Here is a 16,355-nt window from a genome sequence, read left to right as displayed (position 1 = left end):
GAAGTGGTGGAATCCGCGGTTCAGGAAGCTGTCAGGTCCGCGATGTCGGCGGCGCCGCGGGCCAGCAGGACTTCCGCCAACTCGATCCCGAGCAGCGTGGCCCCGACCTCGGTGAGGCCATCGGTGGCCTTCTTGTCGCGGACGGTTGCCGTGCCGTCGACAGCGCAGACCACCGCTTCGAGGTACAGCATGCTGCCCTTGCGGTAGGCGTAGGCGCCCACGGGGGCGGCGCATCCGGCTTCCAGACGGGCCAGCAAAGCGCGTTCGGCCGTGACGGCGAGCCGGGTGTCCTGATCATCGAGGGCCGCCAGGGCCTGGGCCAGCACGCCCTGGGAGCCTTCCGTGGAACCGGCCCTCCGGGGCGCATCGGCGGTGCGGCATTCGATCGCCAGGGCACCCTGCCCGGCGGCAGGGAGCATGACGTCCGTCTCGAGGTACTCGCTGACCGCGTCGAGCCGGCCAATCCGGTGCAGTCCGGCGGCGGCGAGCACGACGGCGTCGAGGTCGCCGGATTTCCCGTCAACGACGGCGCCGTTCGAGTTGCCTGCGAGCCCGGGAACGCGCCCCAGCCGGGTGTCCACGTTGCCCCGGATGTCGCGGATGTCCAGGTCCGGACGCACGGCGCGGAGCTGGGCCGCGCGGCGCGGGGAGCCGGTGCCGACGCTCGCGCCGCTCGGCAGGTCGGCGAGCTTGAGCCCGTCGCGGGCGCACAGGACGTCCCGGACGTCGACGCGTTTCGGCGTGGCCGCGAGGCTCAGGCCGAGGGCCGGCCCGGTCGGGAGGTCCTTGAGCGAATGCACGGCGACGTCGCATTTGTCGTGCAGCAGGGCGTCGCGCAGCGCGGCGACGAAGACGCCGGTGCCGCCCATCTGGGACAGCGAGCCTTTGAGGACATCGCCCTCGGTCCGGATGTGGACGAGCTCGACAGGGAACCCGCCGACGGCGGCCAGCTGGTCCGCGGTCTGCTGGGTCTGGGTCAGGGCCAGTTTGCTGGCGCGGGTGCCGATCCGGACGGTCATGGGGTCCCCCGGCCCGTCACAGCAGCCGTGCCCGCAGCCGTGCCCGCGGCCGCAGGCGCAGCCGGGTAGGGATCGTTTCCGGTCCCGACTGTGGTGTCGGCTCCGGCGATAGTGGGCTTTTCGCCACGGAAGTTCGCGCAGCAACCGGGGCGGCAGACGTCGTACCAGGGGCCGAGCTTGGTCAGGTGCGGCCGATCGGCGACGTTGTTCGCGACGGTCCGCTCGCAGATGAGGTCCACGAGCCCGGCGACAAACTTGCGGTGGGTTCCGGGCGTGGGGACGCGGGTGGCGGCCAGGTCCAGCCGGGCACAGGTTTCCAGCGCCTCGGTGTCCAGGTCCCAGACCACTTCCATGTGGTCGCTGACAAAGCCCAGCGGCACAATCACGATGCCCTTGACGCCTTGGCCGGCGAGCTCTTCGATGGCGTCGTTGATGTCCGGTTCGAGCCACGGCACGTGCGGGGCGCCGGAGCGGGACTGGTAAACGAGGGACCACGGTGCGGTCAGGCCGGTCCCGGCCTCCACCCGGCGGATGATCTCGCTGCCGGAGGCAAGGTGCTGTGCGGCGTAGGCGGAGCCTTCCTCGAACGTGCGGGGCTCGTCCTCGGAGCGCCCGGCGGCCTCGGCGTCGCGGGTCGGGATGGAGTGCGTCGCGAACATGATGTGCACCGGGGCGTCCGGAGTGCCGGCCGCGGCCAACTGGGCGCGGACGTCGGCGAGGCCGGCGGCGAGGCCCTCGATGAAGGGTTCCACGAAGCCGGGGTGGTCGAAGTACTGGCGCACCTTGTCGACCTCGAGCTTGCCGTCGAGTCCGGTTTCGGTCAGCGCCATGCCGATGTCCTCGCGGTACTGGCGGCAGCTGGAGTAGCAGGAGTAGGCGCTCGTGGTGAGCATGAGGACCTTGCGGTGGCCGGCGTCGTAGATCTCCTGCAGGGTCTGCGGGATGTACGGGTCCCAGTTGCGGTTGCCCCAGAACACGGGCAGCCCGATCCCCCGGGCGGCAAGTTCGGCCTCGAGGCCGGCCTTGAGCGCACGGTTCTGCTGGTTGATGGGGCTGATGCCGCCGTTGGCGCGGTAGTGGTGCGAGACCTCTTCGAGCCGTTCATCAGGGATGCCGCGGCCGCGGGTGACGTTGCGGAGGAACGGGATGACGTCCTCCTGGCCTTCGGGTCCGCCGAAGGAGGCGAGGAGCACGGCGTCGTACTCCTTGGGGGCCATCCGGCCGGCCTCGGTGACGGGATTCACGGCAGTTACTGAGGCGGCGGATTCCTGGGGATCCAGCGGACTCATGCAAGGACCTCGGCAATCTCGGCGGCGGTGACGCGGCGGCCGGTGTAGAACGGGATTTCTTCCCGGACATGGTGCCGGGCTTCGGTGGAACGCAGGTGGCGCATCAGGTCCACGAGGTCCACGAGGTCGGGGGCTTCCAGTCCGAGGATCCATTCCCAGTCGCCCAGGGCGAAGGAGGAGACCGTGTTGGAGATGACCTGGGGGAAGTCGCGGCCCAGCATGCCGTGGTCGCGGAGCATGGCGCCGCGCTCGGCGTCCGGGAGGAGGTACCACTCGTAGGAGCGGACGAAGGGGTAGACGCAGAGCCACTCTGCAGGTTCCACACCGCGGGAGAACGCTGGTGTGTGGTTCTTGGCGAACTCGGCCTCGCGGTGCACGCCCATGGCGGACCAGACGATCTCGGTGCCGGCGAACAGCTTGCTGCGCCGGATGTCCCGGACCGCCCGCTGCAGCGCTTCCGGCCGGGGACCGTGCAGCCAGACCATGATGTCCGCGTCGGCGCGCATCGCCGAGACGTCGTAGCTGCCGCGGTGGACGACGCCGGCTTCGGCGAGACTCTTCATCAGGGCATCGAAGTCTTCGGCTGCATCCGCACCGCGCAGGATGTCCGCGGACCGCTTGAAAACGGTCCAGAGGGTGAAGAACTGCTCGGTTGAATCTTCGGGCGCCGATGCCCCGGCGACTGATTCTCCGGGGACTGGCATTCCGGTTTTAGTGACAGATTCGGCAGAAGTGTGGCTCATGCATACCAGTCTGCCCCCTCTCCCCAGCTAAGTCGAAAAAAAGCACTTCTACAACGCGTAGAAGTGCTTTATTTCACACCCGGGAGGCTGGTCCGCGGGAGAGGTGTCCGCTGGAGAAAGGGCCAGTCAGCTCCGGCGCATCCGGACGACGGCGACGCCGGCGGCGACCGAGAGCGCCACCAGGCAGATGCCCCAGCCGATCAGCGGGGACGGCCCGGCGGGTTGCACCTCCGAAGTTGCCTGCAGGGAGGTGTTGCCGGCGTGGCCCTTGGCCGGTTCGGCTGTGTTTGCCCCGGCTGCGGAAGGCTGCGGTGAGGCCGGCTTCGAGGAGGACGCCTGCGTGCTGGTACCACTGCCCGCGGCCGGCCCTGCGGTTCCGGGCTGGGGCTCGGCGGTCTGGTCGCCGCCGCCGTTGCCCGGTGCCGGCTGGCCGGGAGCCTGCCCGCTGGCCGGCGGAGCAGGAGCGGATCCGGCGGTTCCGCCTGCCGCGGAAGCTCCTGGCGCGGGGGCGGCGGGCGGCGCGCCGGGGACCTGCGGCATGGCGGGCGGCGCAGTTTTCGCGGGCGGGGTGCTGGTGCGCGGGGCCGTAGGCGCGGGAGTGCTGGGCTGGGGGTCGCTGGGTTCGGGATCGCTGGGTTCCGGGCTGCTGCCTTGCGACGGTGGCTTCGACGGGGTGGACTCACCCGAGCCGGACGGCGAGGGGCTCGGCGTCGTCGAGGAGCCCAGCAGGCTGTCCAGCACGTCATCGAGGCCGAGGGTCAGCGAGCCCTGCGACGACGGCGCGGTGGACGCCGCCGCGGACAACCCTGTGGCCGCATGTGAGGCCGGAACCCCTGCGGTGGCAGCCAGCAGGGCCCCGAGCCCGACTGCCGCCGCGCCGCGTCGAAGGCCCCGATGGCGGCCGGTCTTCGTTGTGGACACCTTGGACCTGAAAATAACCATGGTCATCGAGCCTAGCCGGAATCGACCGACAGGAAAAACTTGCAAAAACCGCAGAATACAGGCAGGAAACCCACGGGACCGGAGGGATTCAGGGTGCCCCTGGAGACACTGTGATTCCTGTGGCTGAGGGTACTTTTGGGACTCGAGGGGCTGTGGTCAGGGGCGCCGAATTTAGGCAGGCGCATCCCGGGCAACTGCCTCCAGGGCAGCCACCTTCAGGACAGCCGTGTTGAGGCCACTGCCTTCAGGACAACAGCGTGCGGACCTGCCGCGGGGTGTCGGCCACAATCGCGGCCAGGCCGTTGCCGGACAGCCAGCCGCCCACCACGGCAAGGGTGCCGTCCGCGGCACAGATGCTCCGGACGGCCGCGACGCGCTGCCTGTGGCCCAGCGACGCAAACGGCAGCGCACCGGCCCAGCGGACCACGTCCCAGCCCGCCACGTCCCCGGCGCTGACGGGAACGGCAAGCAGGGCCGAGGCGTCGGCCAACGCCGCGCGGAACAGTTCATCGTCGGAGCGCGGTGCTGCGGGCGCTCCCCCGCCACGGGACTCCGGCGTCGCCCCCGGGGCCACGGCGCGCCCGTAGGAGAGCCGGAGCACATGTCTTCCCGGGCCTGTGCGCTCCGCCAGCCAGGCCCATTTGGCGGTGGCGTGCGTCAGCGCCTTGGCCTGCACGCCCGGGCTCTGCGGCGCCACAAGCACGCCGGTGCCGCGTGGCGCCGTGTCAAGGGCCGTGAGATCCACCACAAGGGTGACCAGGCTGACATCGGGCCCGGCGTCCGGGCGGAGGCCGGCAAGCTCCGGCAGGGTTTCCTCAAGCAAACCGACGGCGGCGGGACCCTCCACCGCAACCACCAGGAGCCCGGCGTCGAAAGTGGCCTGATCCGTGGCCACGCGCCAGCCGTCGGCTGTGCGCTGCACCGACCGGGCCGGGGTGCCGCTGAGCAGGATGACGCCGCGCTGGCGCAGATCGGCGAGCAGGGCGGCGACGAGGGTGTGCATTCCACCGCGCAGCCCGGCCACGGCGGACCCTGCCTTCTGGAGCCCGGCCGGCTGGGCCTTCGCAGGCCCGGCGGGTCCGCCCGTGGCGGCCGCCGCTCCCCTGCGCTGGGCCGCGACGGCGGAAGCGAGGGAACCGTGCTGACGGATGCCGCTCCGCAGCCCGGGGGCCACCATGTCGACGTCGAGCACTGAGGGATCGGCCGAGTGGACGCCGCCGACAACCGGTGCCACGAGTCGGTCCAGGACGCGCCTGCCCATCCGCCGGCGGACCAGGGCTGACACGCTCGTGGCCTCGGCACCGGTGCCCAGCGAGGCTGGCAGCACGGCGTCGATGGAGGCGCGGAGGGAACCCAGCAGGCCCAGCGAGCGGCGGACTTCCGGGTCCCATGGGCTGGCCGGGATGCCCAGCACCCCGGTCTTGGGCAGTTCCCGCGGGCCGTCGGGCAGCTGGACCCAGGCGCCGCCGGGGTTCGGCGCGACGATCTCGCCAGCCAGCCCGAGCTCCGCGGCGAGATCAGCTACGGCGGCGGTGCGGGTGGCGAAAGACTCCGCCCCGCTGTCCAAGGTCAATCCGGCCACGGCATGGCTGCCGACGCAGCCGCCCCAGGCCTCCCCGGCCTCCAGGACGGTGGTGCGGACGCCGGCCCGGGCGAACTCCCGGGCCGCAAGCAGGCCGGATATCCCGCCCCCGATCACGACGGCGGCGCCTTCCAAGGGAGTCCCGGCGGGGCCCGCGTCCACGCCCTTACTCCGGAGCGATGGAGTGGATGAGTTCGACCACGCGCGTGAGCACCTCAGGATCCGTCTCCGGCGGCACCCCGTGGCCCAGGTTCACGACGTGCCCGGGCGCCGCGGAGCCAGCCGCGATCACGTCGCGGACATGCGCTTCCAGGACCTCCCACGGTGCCGAGAGCAGGGCCGGGTCGATGTTGCCCTGCAGCGGAACCGTGCCGCCGAGGCGGCGGTTGGCTTCGTCCAGCGGCAGCCGGTAGTCGACCCCCACGACGTCGACGCCGACGTCGCGCATCGCGACGAGCAGTTCCGACGTGCCGGTGCCGAAGTGGATCAGCGGCGCACCAAGGTGCCGGACATGGTCCAGGGCACGGGACGACGCCGGCGCAACGAAGCGCTGGTAGTCGGCCAGTCCCAGCGAACCGGCCCAGGAGTCGAAGAGCTGGCCGGCGGAGGCGCCGGCTTCCAGCTGTGCCCGGAGGAACATTCCGGAGGCATCGGCGGCCCAGTTGGCCAGGGCAGTCCAAGTCTCGGGGTCGGCGTGCATCATGGTGCGCGGGCCGAGGTGGTCGCGGGAAGGCTTGCCTTCCACCATGTAGGCGGCGAGGGTGAAGGGCGCGCCGGCGAAGCCGATCAGCGGGGTGCTGCCGAGCTCGGCCACCGTGAGCCGGACGGCTTCGCGGATGGGCTCCAGGGCCTCCCAGGTCAGCTGCGGCAGGGCGGCGACGTCCGCGGCCGTGCGGACCGGATTGTCCAGGACGGGTCCGACGCCGGGCACGATGTCCACGCCGACGCCGGCCAGCTTGAGCGGGATGACAATGTCCGAGAAGAAGATGGCGGCATCGACGTCGTGGCGGCGGACCGGCTGCAGGGTGATCTCGGAAGCCAGCTCGGGACGCAGGCACGAGTCCAGCATCGCGACGCCCTCACGAATCTTGAGATATTCGGGCAGCGAACGGCCAGCCTGCCGCATAAACCAGACCGGACGGCGGGAGGGCTTGCCGCCGCGGTAGGCGGTGATCAGCGGGGAGCCTGCGGTGCGGCCGTCCATCAGCGGGTGCCCGGCATCGAGGCCGCCGGCGGCGCCATCCACGACGGCGTCATCGTTGGCAGCATTATCGGCTGCGCCGACGTCGGACGTACTGAATGGGGTCGTGCCGGCACTTGCCGCAGCGCTTGGAGTCATGACTTCGATTGTGCCCAAATTTGTGCCCAAAAGATAACGACAGCCTGTCACGCCGGCTGTCTCACTGGCCACGAGTGCCCCGCCGTGGCAGGAATCACAGGCCAACGTGCCTGAACCCACGCCGGGACAGTTGTTCTACACGGGGGCGAAAAAGCTATGATGATGTTGCTGTGGTTCTTTTTTCATTGGTGGCTACACACGCCGACATCGACCTCGAAACCGTTGCTCAGTTGAGCACCGGCGCTTCCGGGCTCGCCACATCCGCCCTCGCCGGATCGCCGGCCGTGGCGGGTGCCGTTGTCCTTGCCACCTGCAACCGCTTTGAAATCTACGGCGAAGCGCCCCATCCTGACGCCGTCACCGCGGCCCGGGCGGCCCTCATCACCCACATCAGCGGGACCAGCGGACTCAGCGATCAGCTCGTCTCCCGCGCCTTCAGCACGCGCACCGGCGCCGAGGTCAGCCAGCACCTCTTCGCGGTTAGTTCCGGATTGGACTCCGCTGTGGTCGGCGAACGGGAAATTGCCGGACAGGTCCGCCGCGCTTTGATCACGGCCCAGCACGAGGGCACGGCCAGCTCCGGCCTGGTCAGGCTGTTCCAGGCCGCGTCCAAGACGGCCAAGGACGTCGGCGCCCAGACGGCGCTGGGTTCGCGCGGCCTCTCCATCGTCTCCGTGGCACTGGATCTCGCTACGGACCTGTCCGAAAACCCGGACTGGTCCGCCAAGAAAGCCGTCGTCTTCGGGACCGGCGCCTACGCCGGGGCCACCATGTCGCTGCTGCGCGAACGCGGCTGCACCGATGTCCACGTCTATTCCTCCTCCGGCCGCGCCCCCGGCTTCGTCGCCACCCGCGGCGGCACGGCCTTGGACGAGCACACCCTTCCGGCCGCAGTTGCCGCCGCCGACGTCATGATCGGCTGCAGCGGCTCCGACAGCCGGGTGGAGGCGGACGAACTCGCCCGGATCCGGACCAACTCGCCCCAGGCTCTCATCGCGATCGACCTCGCCCTGACCCACGACTTCGACCCCGCGGTGGGCGACCTCGACGGCGTCGAGCTGCTCACGCTCGAATCCGTCCGCCTGGCCGCACCGCAGGAACAGGCCGAATCGCTCGAGCAGGCCAGCAGCATCGTGTCCGGGGCGGCCAGCGCCTTCGAGCAGGAGCGCGAGGCCCGGTCCGTGGACTCGGCGATCGTCGCGTTGCGCCGCCACACGATGAACGTCCTGGACGCGGAAATGGAAAAGGTCCGCGCCCGGCACGGCTGCACCGCCGCCGCCGAGGAAGTCGAGTTCGCCCTGCGCCGGATGGTGAAGCAATTGCTGCACGTCCCCACCGTCCGGGCGCGCGAACTGGCCTCCAACGGACAGCAGGACACCTACATTGCCGGCCTTGAGGCCCTGTATGGCATCACGGTGGAGCCATCCGCCGGCGCAACGGCCGCGGGTGCTGCCGGTTCCGCGGCCGAGTGCCCCGTGGACCACAACCCCGCTGTCCAAAACCCTGGCGACCTCGGCCCCGCTGCGGGCGACATCCGCGAATCCGCGTAGCTGCCCCGAAACCGCGCAGCTGCCCCGCGCTGTCCGCGCGGCTTATCCGCGCAGCTGCCCCGCGCCGTCCGCGCGGCTTATCCGTGGCTTATCCGTGGAAAGCGTTGATCCCGGTCATTTCGGCCGACACCTGCCACAGCCGTGCGGCCGCCTCCCGGTCCACCGCATGGGCATCGACGCCCCTGATCCTCGCTTCGGGCGATCCCGGCACCGTGGCTTCGGCGATGTCGCAGTCCTCGCAGTAGACGCCGCCCATTCCCTCGAGCGCCGGTGCCGTCGCGGCCCAGACCGAAGTGGCGGCGCCCTGCGCCGGTGTCTTGAAGCGTGGGTCGAGCTTGCCGTGCGCGTCCATCCAGCCGGCGGCGATCATCTCCTCCCGCGGCAGGTGCCGTTGCAGTTCCGTCATGATCCCGCCGGGATGCGCGGCAAAGGCCCGCACGCCGAAGTCCCGGCCCTGGGCGTCGAGCTGGACGGCGAAGAGCGCGTTGGCCGTCTTGGCCTGGCCGTAGGCGCGCCACTTGTCGTAGCCGGCGTCGAAATTGATGTCATCGAAACGAATCCCCGAGAGCTTGTGGCCGGTGGACGACAGCGAGACCACCCGGGCCCCCTGCGCCGCGGCCAGCGCCGGCCACAGCAGGTTGGTGAGGGCAAAATGGCCCAGGTGGTTCGTGGCGAACTGCGATTCCCAGCCGGGACCCACCCTGCGTTCAGGACTTGCCATGATGGCGGCGTTGTTGATGAGGATGTCCAGGCTGCGGCCTGTGCCGGGCGCCGCGCCGGCCAGGAAGTCGGCGGCGAACTCCTTCACACTTCCCTGGTCCGCCAAGTCCAATTCGGCAACGCTGACATCGCCGCCTTCGGTTGCCGGCGTGAGCCCGGCCGCGGCGAGGACGTCGCGGGCGTGCTCCGGCCTGCGGGCCGGCACCACAACGGCGGCGCCGGCCCGGGCCAGTGCCCGCACGGTCTCCAGGCCCAGTCCCGAGTAGCCTCCCGTGACGATCGCGCTCTTCCCGGCCAGGTCGATGCCGGCAATGACCTCGGCCGCCGTCGAATCCCGTCCAAAGCCGGAGCCAATCTTCCGCTGGGACGTCACTGTGTTGTTTTCGCTCACGGTATTTTTCTCGCTCATGACCAAGCCTTTCGTTGGAGGGCGCCGCTCGGCGGAGAGTGCTTTTCGGGGCCGCGACCTGGACGGCCAGCTGGCCGGCTGGCCTCAGTACACCGGCTTCCCGGGTTCCACGTCACGCACCCAGGCGAGAATGCCGCCTTCGAGGTGGCTGACGCGCTCATACCCGGCGGCGCGGGCCGCGGACAGGACGGCGGCGGAACGTGTTCCGCCCTTGCAGTGGAAGACGATTTCGGCATCCTGGGGCAGTTCCCGCCACGCTTCCCCGGCAAGGATGCGGCCCTGCGGGATCAGCACCGACCCGTCAATGCGGACGATCTCGTATTCCCCTTGCTCCCGCACGTCCACGAGGTGGAAGTCCTTGAGGCCGGCCTTGCGCGAGGCCAGCATGGTGGCCAGCTGCGTGGCCGTCACGGTGTGCTCGGTGCCGGCATCCGCGGTTGGGGTGATGCCGCAAAAGGCCTCGTAATCGGTAAGTTCCGTGATGCGCGTCGCCTCGGGGTCCCGGGCCACCTTGATCTCGCGCCAAGTGCCGCCCAGCGCGTCATAGAGCGCCAGCCGGCCCAGCAGGGACCGGCCGACGCCGGTGATCAGCTTGACGGCCTCGGTCACCATCAGCGCTCCGACGGCGGCGCATAGCATGCCGAACACGCCGCCTTCGCCGCAGGACGGCACAGATCCGGCCGGCGGCGCCTCCGGGTAGAGGTCCCGGTAGGTGGGCCCGAACTGCTCCCAAAAGACGCTGACCTGGCCGTCGAAGCGGAAGATCGATCCCCAGACGTAGGGCTTGCCGAGGATGGCGGCGGCGTCGTTGACGAGGTAGCGGGTGGCAAAGTTGTCGGCGCCGTCGAGGATGAGGTCGTACCCGGCGAAGAGTTCCAGTGCGTTGGTCGCGTCGAGGCGGACGTTGTGGAGCCGGACGTCCACGAGCGGGTTCAGGGCCGCAATTGCGTCGCGGGCGGACTCGATTTTGGGCCGGCCCACGTCCGCTACGCCATGGATGATCTGGCGCTGGAGGTTGCTGAGGTCGACGTCGTCGTCATCGACGATGCCGAGAGTGCCGACCCCGGCGGCGGCGAGATAGAGCAGGGCCGGGGAGCCGAGGCCGCCGGCCCCGATCACGAGGACTTTCGCGTTCTTGAGGCGTCGCTGGCCGATCGCGCCGATCTCCGGAATGATCAGGTGGCGCGAGTAGCGTTCCACCTCGTCGGGGCTGAGGTCCCCTGCCGGCTCAACCAGCGGTCCGGGGCGCGGGTCCAGCTGCGTCTTGGGGGTTGCGGGGGCGCCGGTAGCGGTGAACTTGGAAGCCATACTTCAATCTATGCCCCAAGATACCGCCAGGTCATATTACCCGCGCGTAAGGTGTAATTGAGTGCAAGGTAGTTCAGTACAAGTGCAGTTGAGTGCGACTGCGCGCAATTGGGGTGAAAAGGGAAAGAAGGCCGACAGTGGTTCATCAGGCACCGGCGGAGCGGGACGAGACCGGCAAGCCGCAGGCCGGACAGACGCGAAGCGGACAGCGATCGGCCCGCCTCCCCCGTGACGAACGCCGGGCGCAGCTGCTGGCCGCTGCGCAGGAAGTTTTCGTGGCGAACGGCTACCACGGCGCCGCCATGGATGAGATCGCCGAGACCGCCCGTGTCAGCAAGCCGGTGCTGTACCAGCACTTCCCTTCCAAGCGGGACCTGTACCTGGCATTGCTGGACAGCCACCTCAGCAAACTCATCGATCTGCTGCTTGGCGCCCTGGATTCCACCACAGACAACGACGAACGCGTCCAGGCGGTCATGCGCGCCTACTTCCGCTTCATCGCCCACGACGACCAGGCGCACCGGCTCGTCTTCGAATCGGACCTGATCAACGATCCCGACGTCAGCGCACGGCTGGAAACGTTCAACAAGACCTTTGCCGACGCCGTCGCGCGCGTCATCGCCGAGGACACCAAGCTGCCCGAACTGGAAGCCCAGCTGCTGGGCCGCGGGCTTGCCGGACTGGCCCAGGTCAGCGCCCGGTACTGGCTGGAAACGGACGGGAACCTGGATCTCGATGTAGCCAGCGACCTCATCTACCGTTTAGCTTGGCGCGGAATCTCCCGCTTCCCCAAGGAAACCTAGGCTACAAATAGAGATTGACCTTGGACATTTATTGGACGTTGATTGGCTGGGAGGCCTTGCTGTGGAAGTAAAGATTGGTATTCAGAACATTGGCCGCGAAATTGTGCTCGAATCGACCCAGGACGCCGACGCCGTCGCCAAGGTAGTCGGCGACGCGATCGTCAAGGGTGGGGAGCTGCGGCTGAAGGACGACAAGGGCCGCTTGGTGATCGTCCCGGCGAATGCCTTGGGCTACGTGGAAATCGGAGCAGAAGAGGCCCGACGCGTCGGTTTCGGCGCCCTCTAGCCCCCGCGCGGCCCGCGGTTTCACTAGCGATATTTTCACTACCGTTGATTCACTGCCGTTTTCTTCACCAGCGTGAGGTGTCCTGAATGCTTTCCCTGATTGTGGTTGCCATGGTGACCGTTGCTGCGGGCTTCGTGGTGTGGGCCAACGACAAGCGGCACACGAAATACGGCGTCAGCGTCCCGGCCGGAGTCGCTGCGACCGTCGGCATGCTGAGCTGGATCATCTTCATTGCGGCCGGACTCGGCTACCAGCCGGGCCTGAGCTGGATCCCGTGGATCCTACCGATGGTCCTCGGCACTGCGGCCTCGATCGCGGCGGCGGTTTACCTCGGCACGACCCGGACCCGGCAGGACACCGAGCGGCTCACCACCATACTGAAGCTCTAGCGGCCCCGTCAGGAGGGCGCCGGGAGGGGGCTGCCTTACGCCGGCAGGTCCGGTCCGTGGCCGTCCTCGGTGCACAGGCACAGCCGGTTTCCCTGCGCATCCGTGACCACCACCCAATTGGGTGCGTGGTCACGGTTCATTGAGGCCCCGGTAGCCGCGGTCTGCTCCAGTACGGGGCCGGATTCCTCCTTGCTCCGGTGGATGTCCAGGTGGATGCGGTTGGCGTTCGGGGTGGAGGTTTCCTGGAACCAGAGCGAGGGGCCGCGGCCGTAGGGGTCCGTGAGATCCCCGAACCTGCCCTTGCGGTAACCGAGGGCGACCCGCCAGACCTCCGAGATCCCGGCGGGATAGTCCGAATCGATGGCTACTTCCACCGTCCGGTACAGCCCCGGTTGCGCGGCGGCAGCGACTGCGGCGGCCGCCACGCTGGCCGCCGTCGCCGCTTTGACGTCCCTCGGCGTTACCTCGGCGCCGGCGTCATGGGAACTGTAGCGAAGAAAGACCCGGTTGTAGCGCCAGTCCAGGTCCGGGTGGTGGTTCTGCTCTTCGGCGAGGCGCCCGACGGCGGCGATCAGCTCGAGTGCCGCGGCCGCCGTCGGCGCCTTGTACACGGTCACGAGCCCGCCGAGGCGGTACCGCCAGTCCGGCAGGCCCGCCAGGGCTTCGTCGAGCTGGGGGCGGGTGAGGATGTCGTCCGTGGCTGCCATGACAGTCTCCTTGACTGGTTGACCGACAAGACCGGCGGCCTGCCCGGAGCGGCCGGACTCAGAGGAACTCGGCCCGGCCGTCCATCGCCGAGGACGCCAAGGCGTGTTCGCGGCGCGGGATCCTGCCAGCCTTTTTTGCCAGCCTACCGGCGATGACGGCGTGTTTGAAGGCCTCCCCCATGAGCAAGGGATTCTGCGCCCGGGTCACGGCCGTAGCCAGCAGCACGGCGTCGCAGCCGAGTTCCATCGCCAGGGCCGCGTCCGAGGCCGTTCCGATCCCGGCATCCAGCACCACGGGCACGGACGCCCGCGAGACGATCAGCTCGATGTTGTGCGGGTTCAGGATGCCCAGGCCGGTGCCGATCGGGGCGCCCAGCGGCATCACGGCCGTCGCGCCCAGGTTTTCGAGCCGGAGGGCAAGCACGGGGTCGTCGTTGGTGTAGGCGAACACCTTGAAGCCGCGGGCCACGAGCTGTTCGGTGGCGTCCACGAGTTCGACAGCGTCCGGCAGCAAGGTGTGCTCATCGGCAATGACTTCGAGCTTGACCCAGTCCGTTTCCAGGGCCTCCCGGGCCAGCTCTGCGGTGAGTACGGCATCCTTGGCGGTGAAGCAGCCGGCCGTGTTGGGCAGCACCCGGATCCGGTGGTCCTCGAGCAGCTGGAACAGCGAGCCCGTCTCCGCCGGCGAATAGCGGCGCATCGCCACCGTGGTCAGCTCGGTCCCGGAGGCAACGAGCGCCGCCCCCAGCCCGTCCAGGCTCGGCGCACCGCCGGTGCCCATGATGAGGCGGGAGCCCAGCCTGACGCCGTCGACCACGAACGGGTCGGCCACCGCCCCGGTCACCGGTGCGGTCGGTGTTCCTGACAACGTCGTCTCGTTCATGCCGGTCATCCTCCCTGGACTGCCGTGACAAGTTCGACGTCGTCGCCGTCGGCGAGCGCCGTGGCGTGCCACTGGCTGCGCGGCACCACTTCGGCGTTGCGGGCCACGGCGACACCGAGCTTTCGCCCGTCGGCGGCCCGGCCGTCGGGGCCGATGCTCCGGCCCGTGAGCTGGCTGACGAGTGTGCTGACGGAGGCGCCGTCGGCGACGCTTTGCTCCGATCCGTTCAGTCTGATGTTCATGCTGCTTCCTTCTTGGGGCTGTCTCCGGACGTATCCGGGATGCGGGAAAAGCGGTCGGGGCGGAACCCGGCCCAGCGCGGGTCGGGTGTCCCGTCCATGAGTTGCCGGCACACGGCGGCAGCAGCGGGGGCCAGAAGGACGCCGTGCCGGAAGAATCCTGTGGCGATGATGAGTCCCGGGATGTCCCCGCCGTCCGGGCGGGCGACCCGCCCCAGCAACGGGGCGTTGTCCGGTGTGCCGGGCCGGGCCCGGGCCGTGGCTTCCAGCAGCTCCAGCTCGGCGACCGCGGGCACCAGCTGCTGGGCGTCCCGCAGCAGCTGGTAGACGCCGCCGGCCGAAACCGCGTGGGGATCCGACGGTCCGTCCTCGCGCTGGGTGGCTCCGATCACCACGGTGCCGTCCTGCCGGGGGACGATGTACACGGGGACTCCGCGCACCATGCCCCGCACGGTGGCCGTGAGCAGCGGCAACAGACGCGGGGGCACGCGCAGCCGGAGGATGTCGCCGTAAACGGGCCGCAGCGGCAGCGCCAGTCCGGCGGGCAGCTCCTCGAGCCCTGCAGCGCCGAGCCCGTTGGCGACGACGGTTTCCGCAGCCCGCACGGAACCGCCGCCCGCCAGCCGTACCCCCGCAACATGTCCGTCCTGCCACAGCAGGCCCGCCGCGCGCCGCCGGACAAAGCTCCCTCCTTCCGCGCCGAGCACGCTGGCGAGCCGGGCGATGAGCAGGCGGGGGTCCACCTGGTGGTCGGCCGGGATGTCGAAGGCGCACGAGATGCCGGGGCTCAGCAGGGGCTCCCGGCCGCGTGCCTCCCGCACTGTCAGTGGCTCCACGGTGAGGCCGCAGGCCCGCTGGACCTCCCTCAGGTCCGCGAGCGCGCGCCGGTCCGCCGCGTCGGCCCCGACGGCCAGGGTCGGCGTCGTCAGGTAGCCGGTACCCGCCCGGGACTCCGTGCCGCCGGCACCGGCGTCGATCCCGGCAGCGAATCCGGGCCACAGCCGGGATGACTCAAGCATCAGTTCCAGGAGTTGCTCCTCCTGGTAGTGCAGCTCACTCACAGGGGCGAGCATGCCGGCCGCGGCCCAGCTGGCTCCGCTGCCGGGAGCATCATCGATCAGCACCACGGACCGGCCCGCGCGGCTGGCCTCGAAGGCGATGCCGTGGCCGATCACGCCGCCGCCGATCACGGCAACGTCAGCGGTGATGTCCCCTGCGGCATCAGGCCCGGTGTCACAAACGCGGGCGGCGGCGTCATTTGCGGCTTCGGCTGCACGGCCGGCTCGAGTGCCCATAAAAAATTCCTTCCCTACGCCGGTACTAGCCGGATCAGGTCAAGCGGTCGGCTCTGACGCCCTCTCAGCCGTGCAGCGGCGACATGGCTGCTGCGGGCTCCCGCGGTATGCGCCCAGTTTAGAGGAACTAGGCTGGTCCCATGAGCCAGGACCCCCTCCACACCACCGCCCGCCTCTACCTCTGCACCGACGCCCGCAGGGACCGCGGCGACTTCGAGGACTTTGTGGATGCCGCCTTCGCCGGCGGGGTGGACATCATCCAGTTGCGTGACAAGTCGCTCGAGGCGGCCGAAGAACTGGAACTGCTGGAAGTCCTGCACGCCTCAGCCCAGCGCCACGGACGCCTGTGGGCCGTCAATGACCGGGCGGACATCGCTTCCTTGTCCGGGGCGCCGGTGTTCCATATCGGCCAGAAGGACATTTCGCTCGACGCCGCCCGCGGCTTCCTCGGCAAGAATGCCGTGATCGGCCTGTCCACCCACAGCCCGAAGCAGGTGGACACCGCCATTGCTGCCTCGCCCGGCCGCAAAGGACTCGACTATTTCTGTGTGGGCCCCGTGTGGGCGACGCCCACCAAGCCCGGACGCCCCGCCGTCGGCCTCGATCTGGTGCGCTACGCCGCCCAGGCGACCGGCGGGGCGGACGCGGAGGGAAACGGCAAAGTCGACGGCCGTGTCGAAAGCTCGTTGCCGTGGTTCGCGATCGGCGGGATCGACCTCAGCAACGTGGAACAGGTAGTCGATGCCGGCGCCCGGCGGATCGTGGTGGTCCGGGCGATCACCGACGCCGCTGATCCGGCCCACGCCGCAAGTGCACTACTGGCAGCGTTGGACGCCGCGGAATCCTAGGCAG

General features: G+C 69.6%; 17 protein-coding genes and 1 riboswitch. Of the genes, 5 read left to right on the top strand and 12 right to left on the bottom strand.

What is annotated here, in order from left to right; translation table 11 throughout:
* Positions 1-20 precede the first annotated feature (20 nt).
* The 6 genes from hemC to hemE all read right to left on the bottom strand — a co-directional run bounded on the left by hemC (position 21) and on the right by hemE (position 6,914).
* Positions 21-1,019 carry a hydroxymethylbilane synthase gene (gene hemC / locus BLS42_RS02515; protein ID WP_090575824.1) on the bottom strand — a complete coding sequence of 333 codons (999 nt, stop codon included), beginning with the start codon at positions 1,017-1,019 and terminating at the stop codon, positions 21-23.
* Positions 1,016-2,308 carry a ferrochelatase gene (locus BLS42_RS02510; protein WP_090575820.1) on the bottom strand — a complete coding sequence of 431 codons (1,293 nt, stop codon included), beginning with the start codon at positions 2,306-2,308 and terminating at the stop codon, positions 1,016-1,018. The genes hemC and BLS42_RS02510 overlap by 4 nt, the downstream gene beginning before the upstream one ends.
* A complete protein-coding gene (gene hemQ, locus BLS42_RS02505; RefSeq protein WP_090575816.1) occupies positions 2,305-3,051 on the bottom strand; it encodes a hydrogen peroxide-dependent heme synthase in 747 nt (248 codons plus the stop codon). Before hemQ ends, BLS42_RS02510 begins: the two co-directional genes overlap by 4 nt.
* Positions 3,052-3,177: 126 nt before the next feature.
* Positions 3,178-3,999 (bottom strand): hypothetical protein, encoded by an 822-nt coding sequence (locus BLS42_RS02500; protein ID WP_090575812.1) that lies wholly within the window; start codon positions 3,997-3,999, stop codon positions 3,178-3,180.
* Positions 4,000-4,237: 238 nt separating this feature from the next.
* Entirely contained in the window at positions 4,238-5,737 is a 1,500-nt protein-coding gene (hemG, locus tag BLS42_RS02495; protein WP_090575807.1) for a protoporphyrinogen oxidase, read from the bottom strand.
* 4 nt (positions 5,738-5,741) lie between these two features.
* Positions 5,742-6,914, bottom strand: coding sequence for a uroporphyrinogen decarboxylase (gene hemE, locus BLS42_RS02490; protein ID WP_090575801.1), 1,173 nt, complete (start codon positions 6,912-6,914; stop codon positions 5,742-5,744).
* A gap of 170 nt (positions 6,915-7,084) precedes the next feature.
* Here hemE and BLS42_RS02485 point away from each other — a divergent pair, with 170 nt between their 5' ends.
* Positions 7,085-8,464, top strand: a complete 1,380-nt coding sequence (locus BLS42_RS02485; RefSeq protein ID WP_090575798.1) for a glutamyl-tRNA reductase — start codon at positions 7,085-7,087, stop codon at positions 8,462-8,464.
* Positions 8,465-8,552: 88 nt separating this feature from the next.
* Here the strand turns inward: BLS42_RS02485 and BLS42_RS02480 are convergent, their stop codons facing one another.
* On the bottom strand, positions 8,553-9,593 hold the full coding sequence (locus tag BLS42_RS02480; protein ID WP_176803108.1) for an SDR family NAD(P)-dependent oxidoreductase: 1,041 nt from the start codon (positions 9,591-9,593) through the stop codon (positions 8,553-8,555).
* 84 nt (positions 9,594-9,677) lie between these two features.
* On the bottom strand, positions 9,678-10,901 hold the full coding sequence (gene moeB / locus BLS42_RS02475) for a molybdopterin-synthase adenylyltransferase MoeB (RefSeq protein ID WP_256336189.1): 1,224 nt from the start codon (positions 10,899-10,901) through the stop codon (positions 9,678-9,680).
* Between the two features lie 137 nt (positions 10,902-11,038).
* On the opposite strand from moeB, the gene BLS42_RS02470 reads away from it, so the two are divergent.
* The 3 genes from BLS42_RS02470 (at position 11,039) to BLS42_RS02460 (ending at position 12,379) form a co-directional block, all read left to right on the top strand.
* On the top strand, positions 11,039-11,704 hold the full coding sequence (locus tag BLS42_RS02470; RefSeq protein WP_090575795.1) for a TetR/AcrR family transcriptional regulator: 666 nt from the start codon (positions 11,039-11,041) through the stop codon (positions 11,702-11,704).
* A gap of 61 nt (positions 11,705-11,765) precedes the next feature.
* The gene (locus tag BLS42_RS02465; protein ID WP_090576119.1) at positions 11,766-11,990 is read left to right on the top strand and encodes a DUF3107 domain-containing protein; all 225 of its coding nucleotides are present in this window, start codon (positions 11,766-11,768) and stop codon (positions 11,988-11,990) included.
* An 86-nt stretch (positions 11,991-12,076) separates the two neighbouring features.
* Positions 12,077-12,379 (top strand): hypothetical protein, encoded by a 303-nt coding sequence (locus BLS42_RS02460; RefSeq protein WP_090575792.1) that lies wholly within the window; start codon positions 12,077-12,079, stop codon positions 12,377-12,379.
* A 35-nt stretch (positions 12,380-12,414) separates the two neighbouring features.
* Here the strand turns inward: BLS42_RS02460 and BLS42_RS02455 are convergent, their stop codons facing one another.
* The 4 genes from BLS42_RS02455 to thiO all read right to left on the bottom strand — a co-directional run bounded on the left by BLS42_RS02455 (position 12,415) and on the right by thiO (position 15,503).
* On the bottom strand, positions 12,415-13,086 hold the full coding sequence (locus BLS42_RS02455) for a 4a-hydroxytetrahydrobiopterin dehydratase (RefSeq protein ID WP_090575789.1): 672 nt from the start codon (positions 13,084-13,086) through the stop codon (positions 12,415-12,417).
* 58 nt (positions 13,087-13,144) lie between these two features.
* Positions 13,145-13,969: a thiazole synthase gene (locus BLS42_RS02450; RefSeq protein ID WP_305367286.1), complete on the bottom strand. Its 825-nt coding sequence runs from the start codon at positions 13,967-13,969 to the stop codon at positions 13,145-13,147.
* A gap of 5 nt (positions 13,970-13,974) precedes the next feature.
* The gene (gene thiS / locus BLS42_RS02445; RefSeq protein WP_090575783.1) at positions 13,975-14,211 is read right to left on the bottom strand and encodes a sulfur carrier protein ThiS; all 237 of its coding nucleotides are present in this window, start codon (positions 14,209-14,211) and stop codon (positions 13,975-13,977) included.
* Positions 14,208-15,503 carry a glycine oxidase ThiO gene (gene thiO, locus BLS42_RS02440; protein ID WP_256336188.1) on the bottom strand — a complete coding sequence of 432 codons (1,296 nt, stop codon included), beginning with the start codon at positions 15,501-15,503 and terminating at the stop codon, positions 14,208-14,210. The genes thiS and thiO overlap by 4 nt, the downstream gene beginning before the upstream one ends.
* Positions 15,497-15,617, bottom strand: a riboswitch (TPP riboswitch). It overlaps the preceding gene by 7 nt.
* A gap of 26 nt (positions 15,618-15,643) precedes the next feature.
* On the opposite strand from thiO, the gene thiE reads away from it, so the two are divergent.
* Positions 15,644-16,351: a thiamine phosphate synthase gene (gene thiE, locus BLS42_RS02435; RefSeq protein ID WP_090575780.1), complete on the top strand. Its 708-nt coding sequence runs from the start codon at positions 15,644-15,646 to the stop codon at positions 16,349-16,351.
* Positions 16,352-16,355 lie beyond the last annotated feature (4 nt).

The organism is Arthrobacter sp. ov407 (assembly GCF_900102895.1).
In the GTDB taxonomy this organism is placed as follows: Bacteria; Actinomycetota; Actinomycetes; order Actinomycetales; family Micrococcaceae; genus Arthrobacter.
This window is presented reverse-complemented; position numbering and strand designations above follow the sequence as displayed.

Bases quoted from the DNA above. Each gene is read 5' to 3' on its own strand.
- hemC (WP_090575824.1), bottom strand. From the start codon at position 1,019: ATGACCGTCCGGATCGGCACCCGCGCCAGCAAACTGGCCCTGACCCAG.
- BLS42_RS02510 (WP_090575820.1), bottom strand. From the start codon at position 2,308: ATGAGTCCGCTGGATCCCCAGGAATCCGCCGCCTCAGTAACTGCCGTG.
- hemQ (WP_090575816.1), bottom strand. From the start codon at position 3,051: ATGAGCCACACTTCTGCCGAATCTGTCACTAAAACCGGAATGCCAGTC.
- BLS42_RS02500 (WP_090575812.1), bottom strand. From the start codon at position 3,999: ATGACCATGGTTATTTTCAGGTCCAAGGTGTCCACAACGAAGACCGGC.
- hemE (WP_090575801.1), bottom strand. From the start codon at position 6,914: ATGACTCCAAGCGCTGCGGCAAGTGCCGGCACGACCCCATTCAGTACG.
- BLS42_RS02480 (WP_176803108.1), bottom strand. From the start codon at position 9,593: ATGAGCGAGAAAAATACCGTGAGCGAAAACAACACAGTGACGTCCCAG.
- moeB (WP_256336189.1), bottom strand. From the start codon at position 10,901: ATGGCTTCCAAGTTCACCGCTACCGGCGCCCCCGCAACCCCCAAGACG.
- BLS42_RS02460 (WP_090575792.1), top strand. From the start codon at position 12,077: ATGCTTTCCCTGATTGTGGTTGCCATGGTGACCGTTGCTGCGGGCTTC.
- BLS42_RS02455 (WP_090575789.1), bottom strand. From the start codon at position 13,086: ATGGCAGCCACGGACGACATCCTCACCCGCCCCCAGCTCGACGAAGCC.
- BLS42_RS02450 (WP_305367286.1), bottom strand. From the start codon at position 13,969: ATGAACGAGACGACGTTGTCAGGAACACCGACCGCACCGGTGACCGGG.
- thiS (WP_090575783.1), bottom strand. From the start codon at position 14,211: ATGAACATCAGACTGAACGGATCGGAGCAAAGCGTCGCCGACGGCGCC.
- thiO (WP_256336188.1), bottom strand. From the start codon at position 15,503: ATGGGCACTCGAGCCGGCCGTGCAGCCGAAGCCGCAAATGACGCCGCC.
- thiE (WP_090575780.1), top strand. From the start codon at position 15,644: ATGAGCCAGGACCCCCTCCACACCACCGCCCGCCTCTACCTCTGCACC.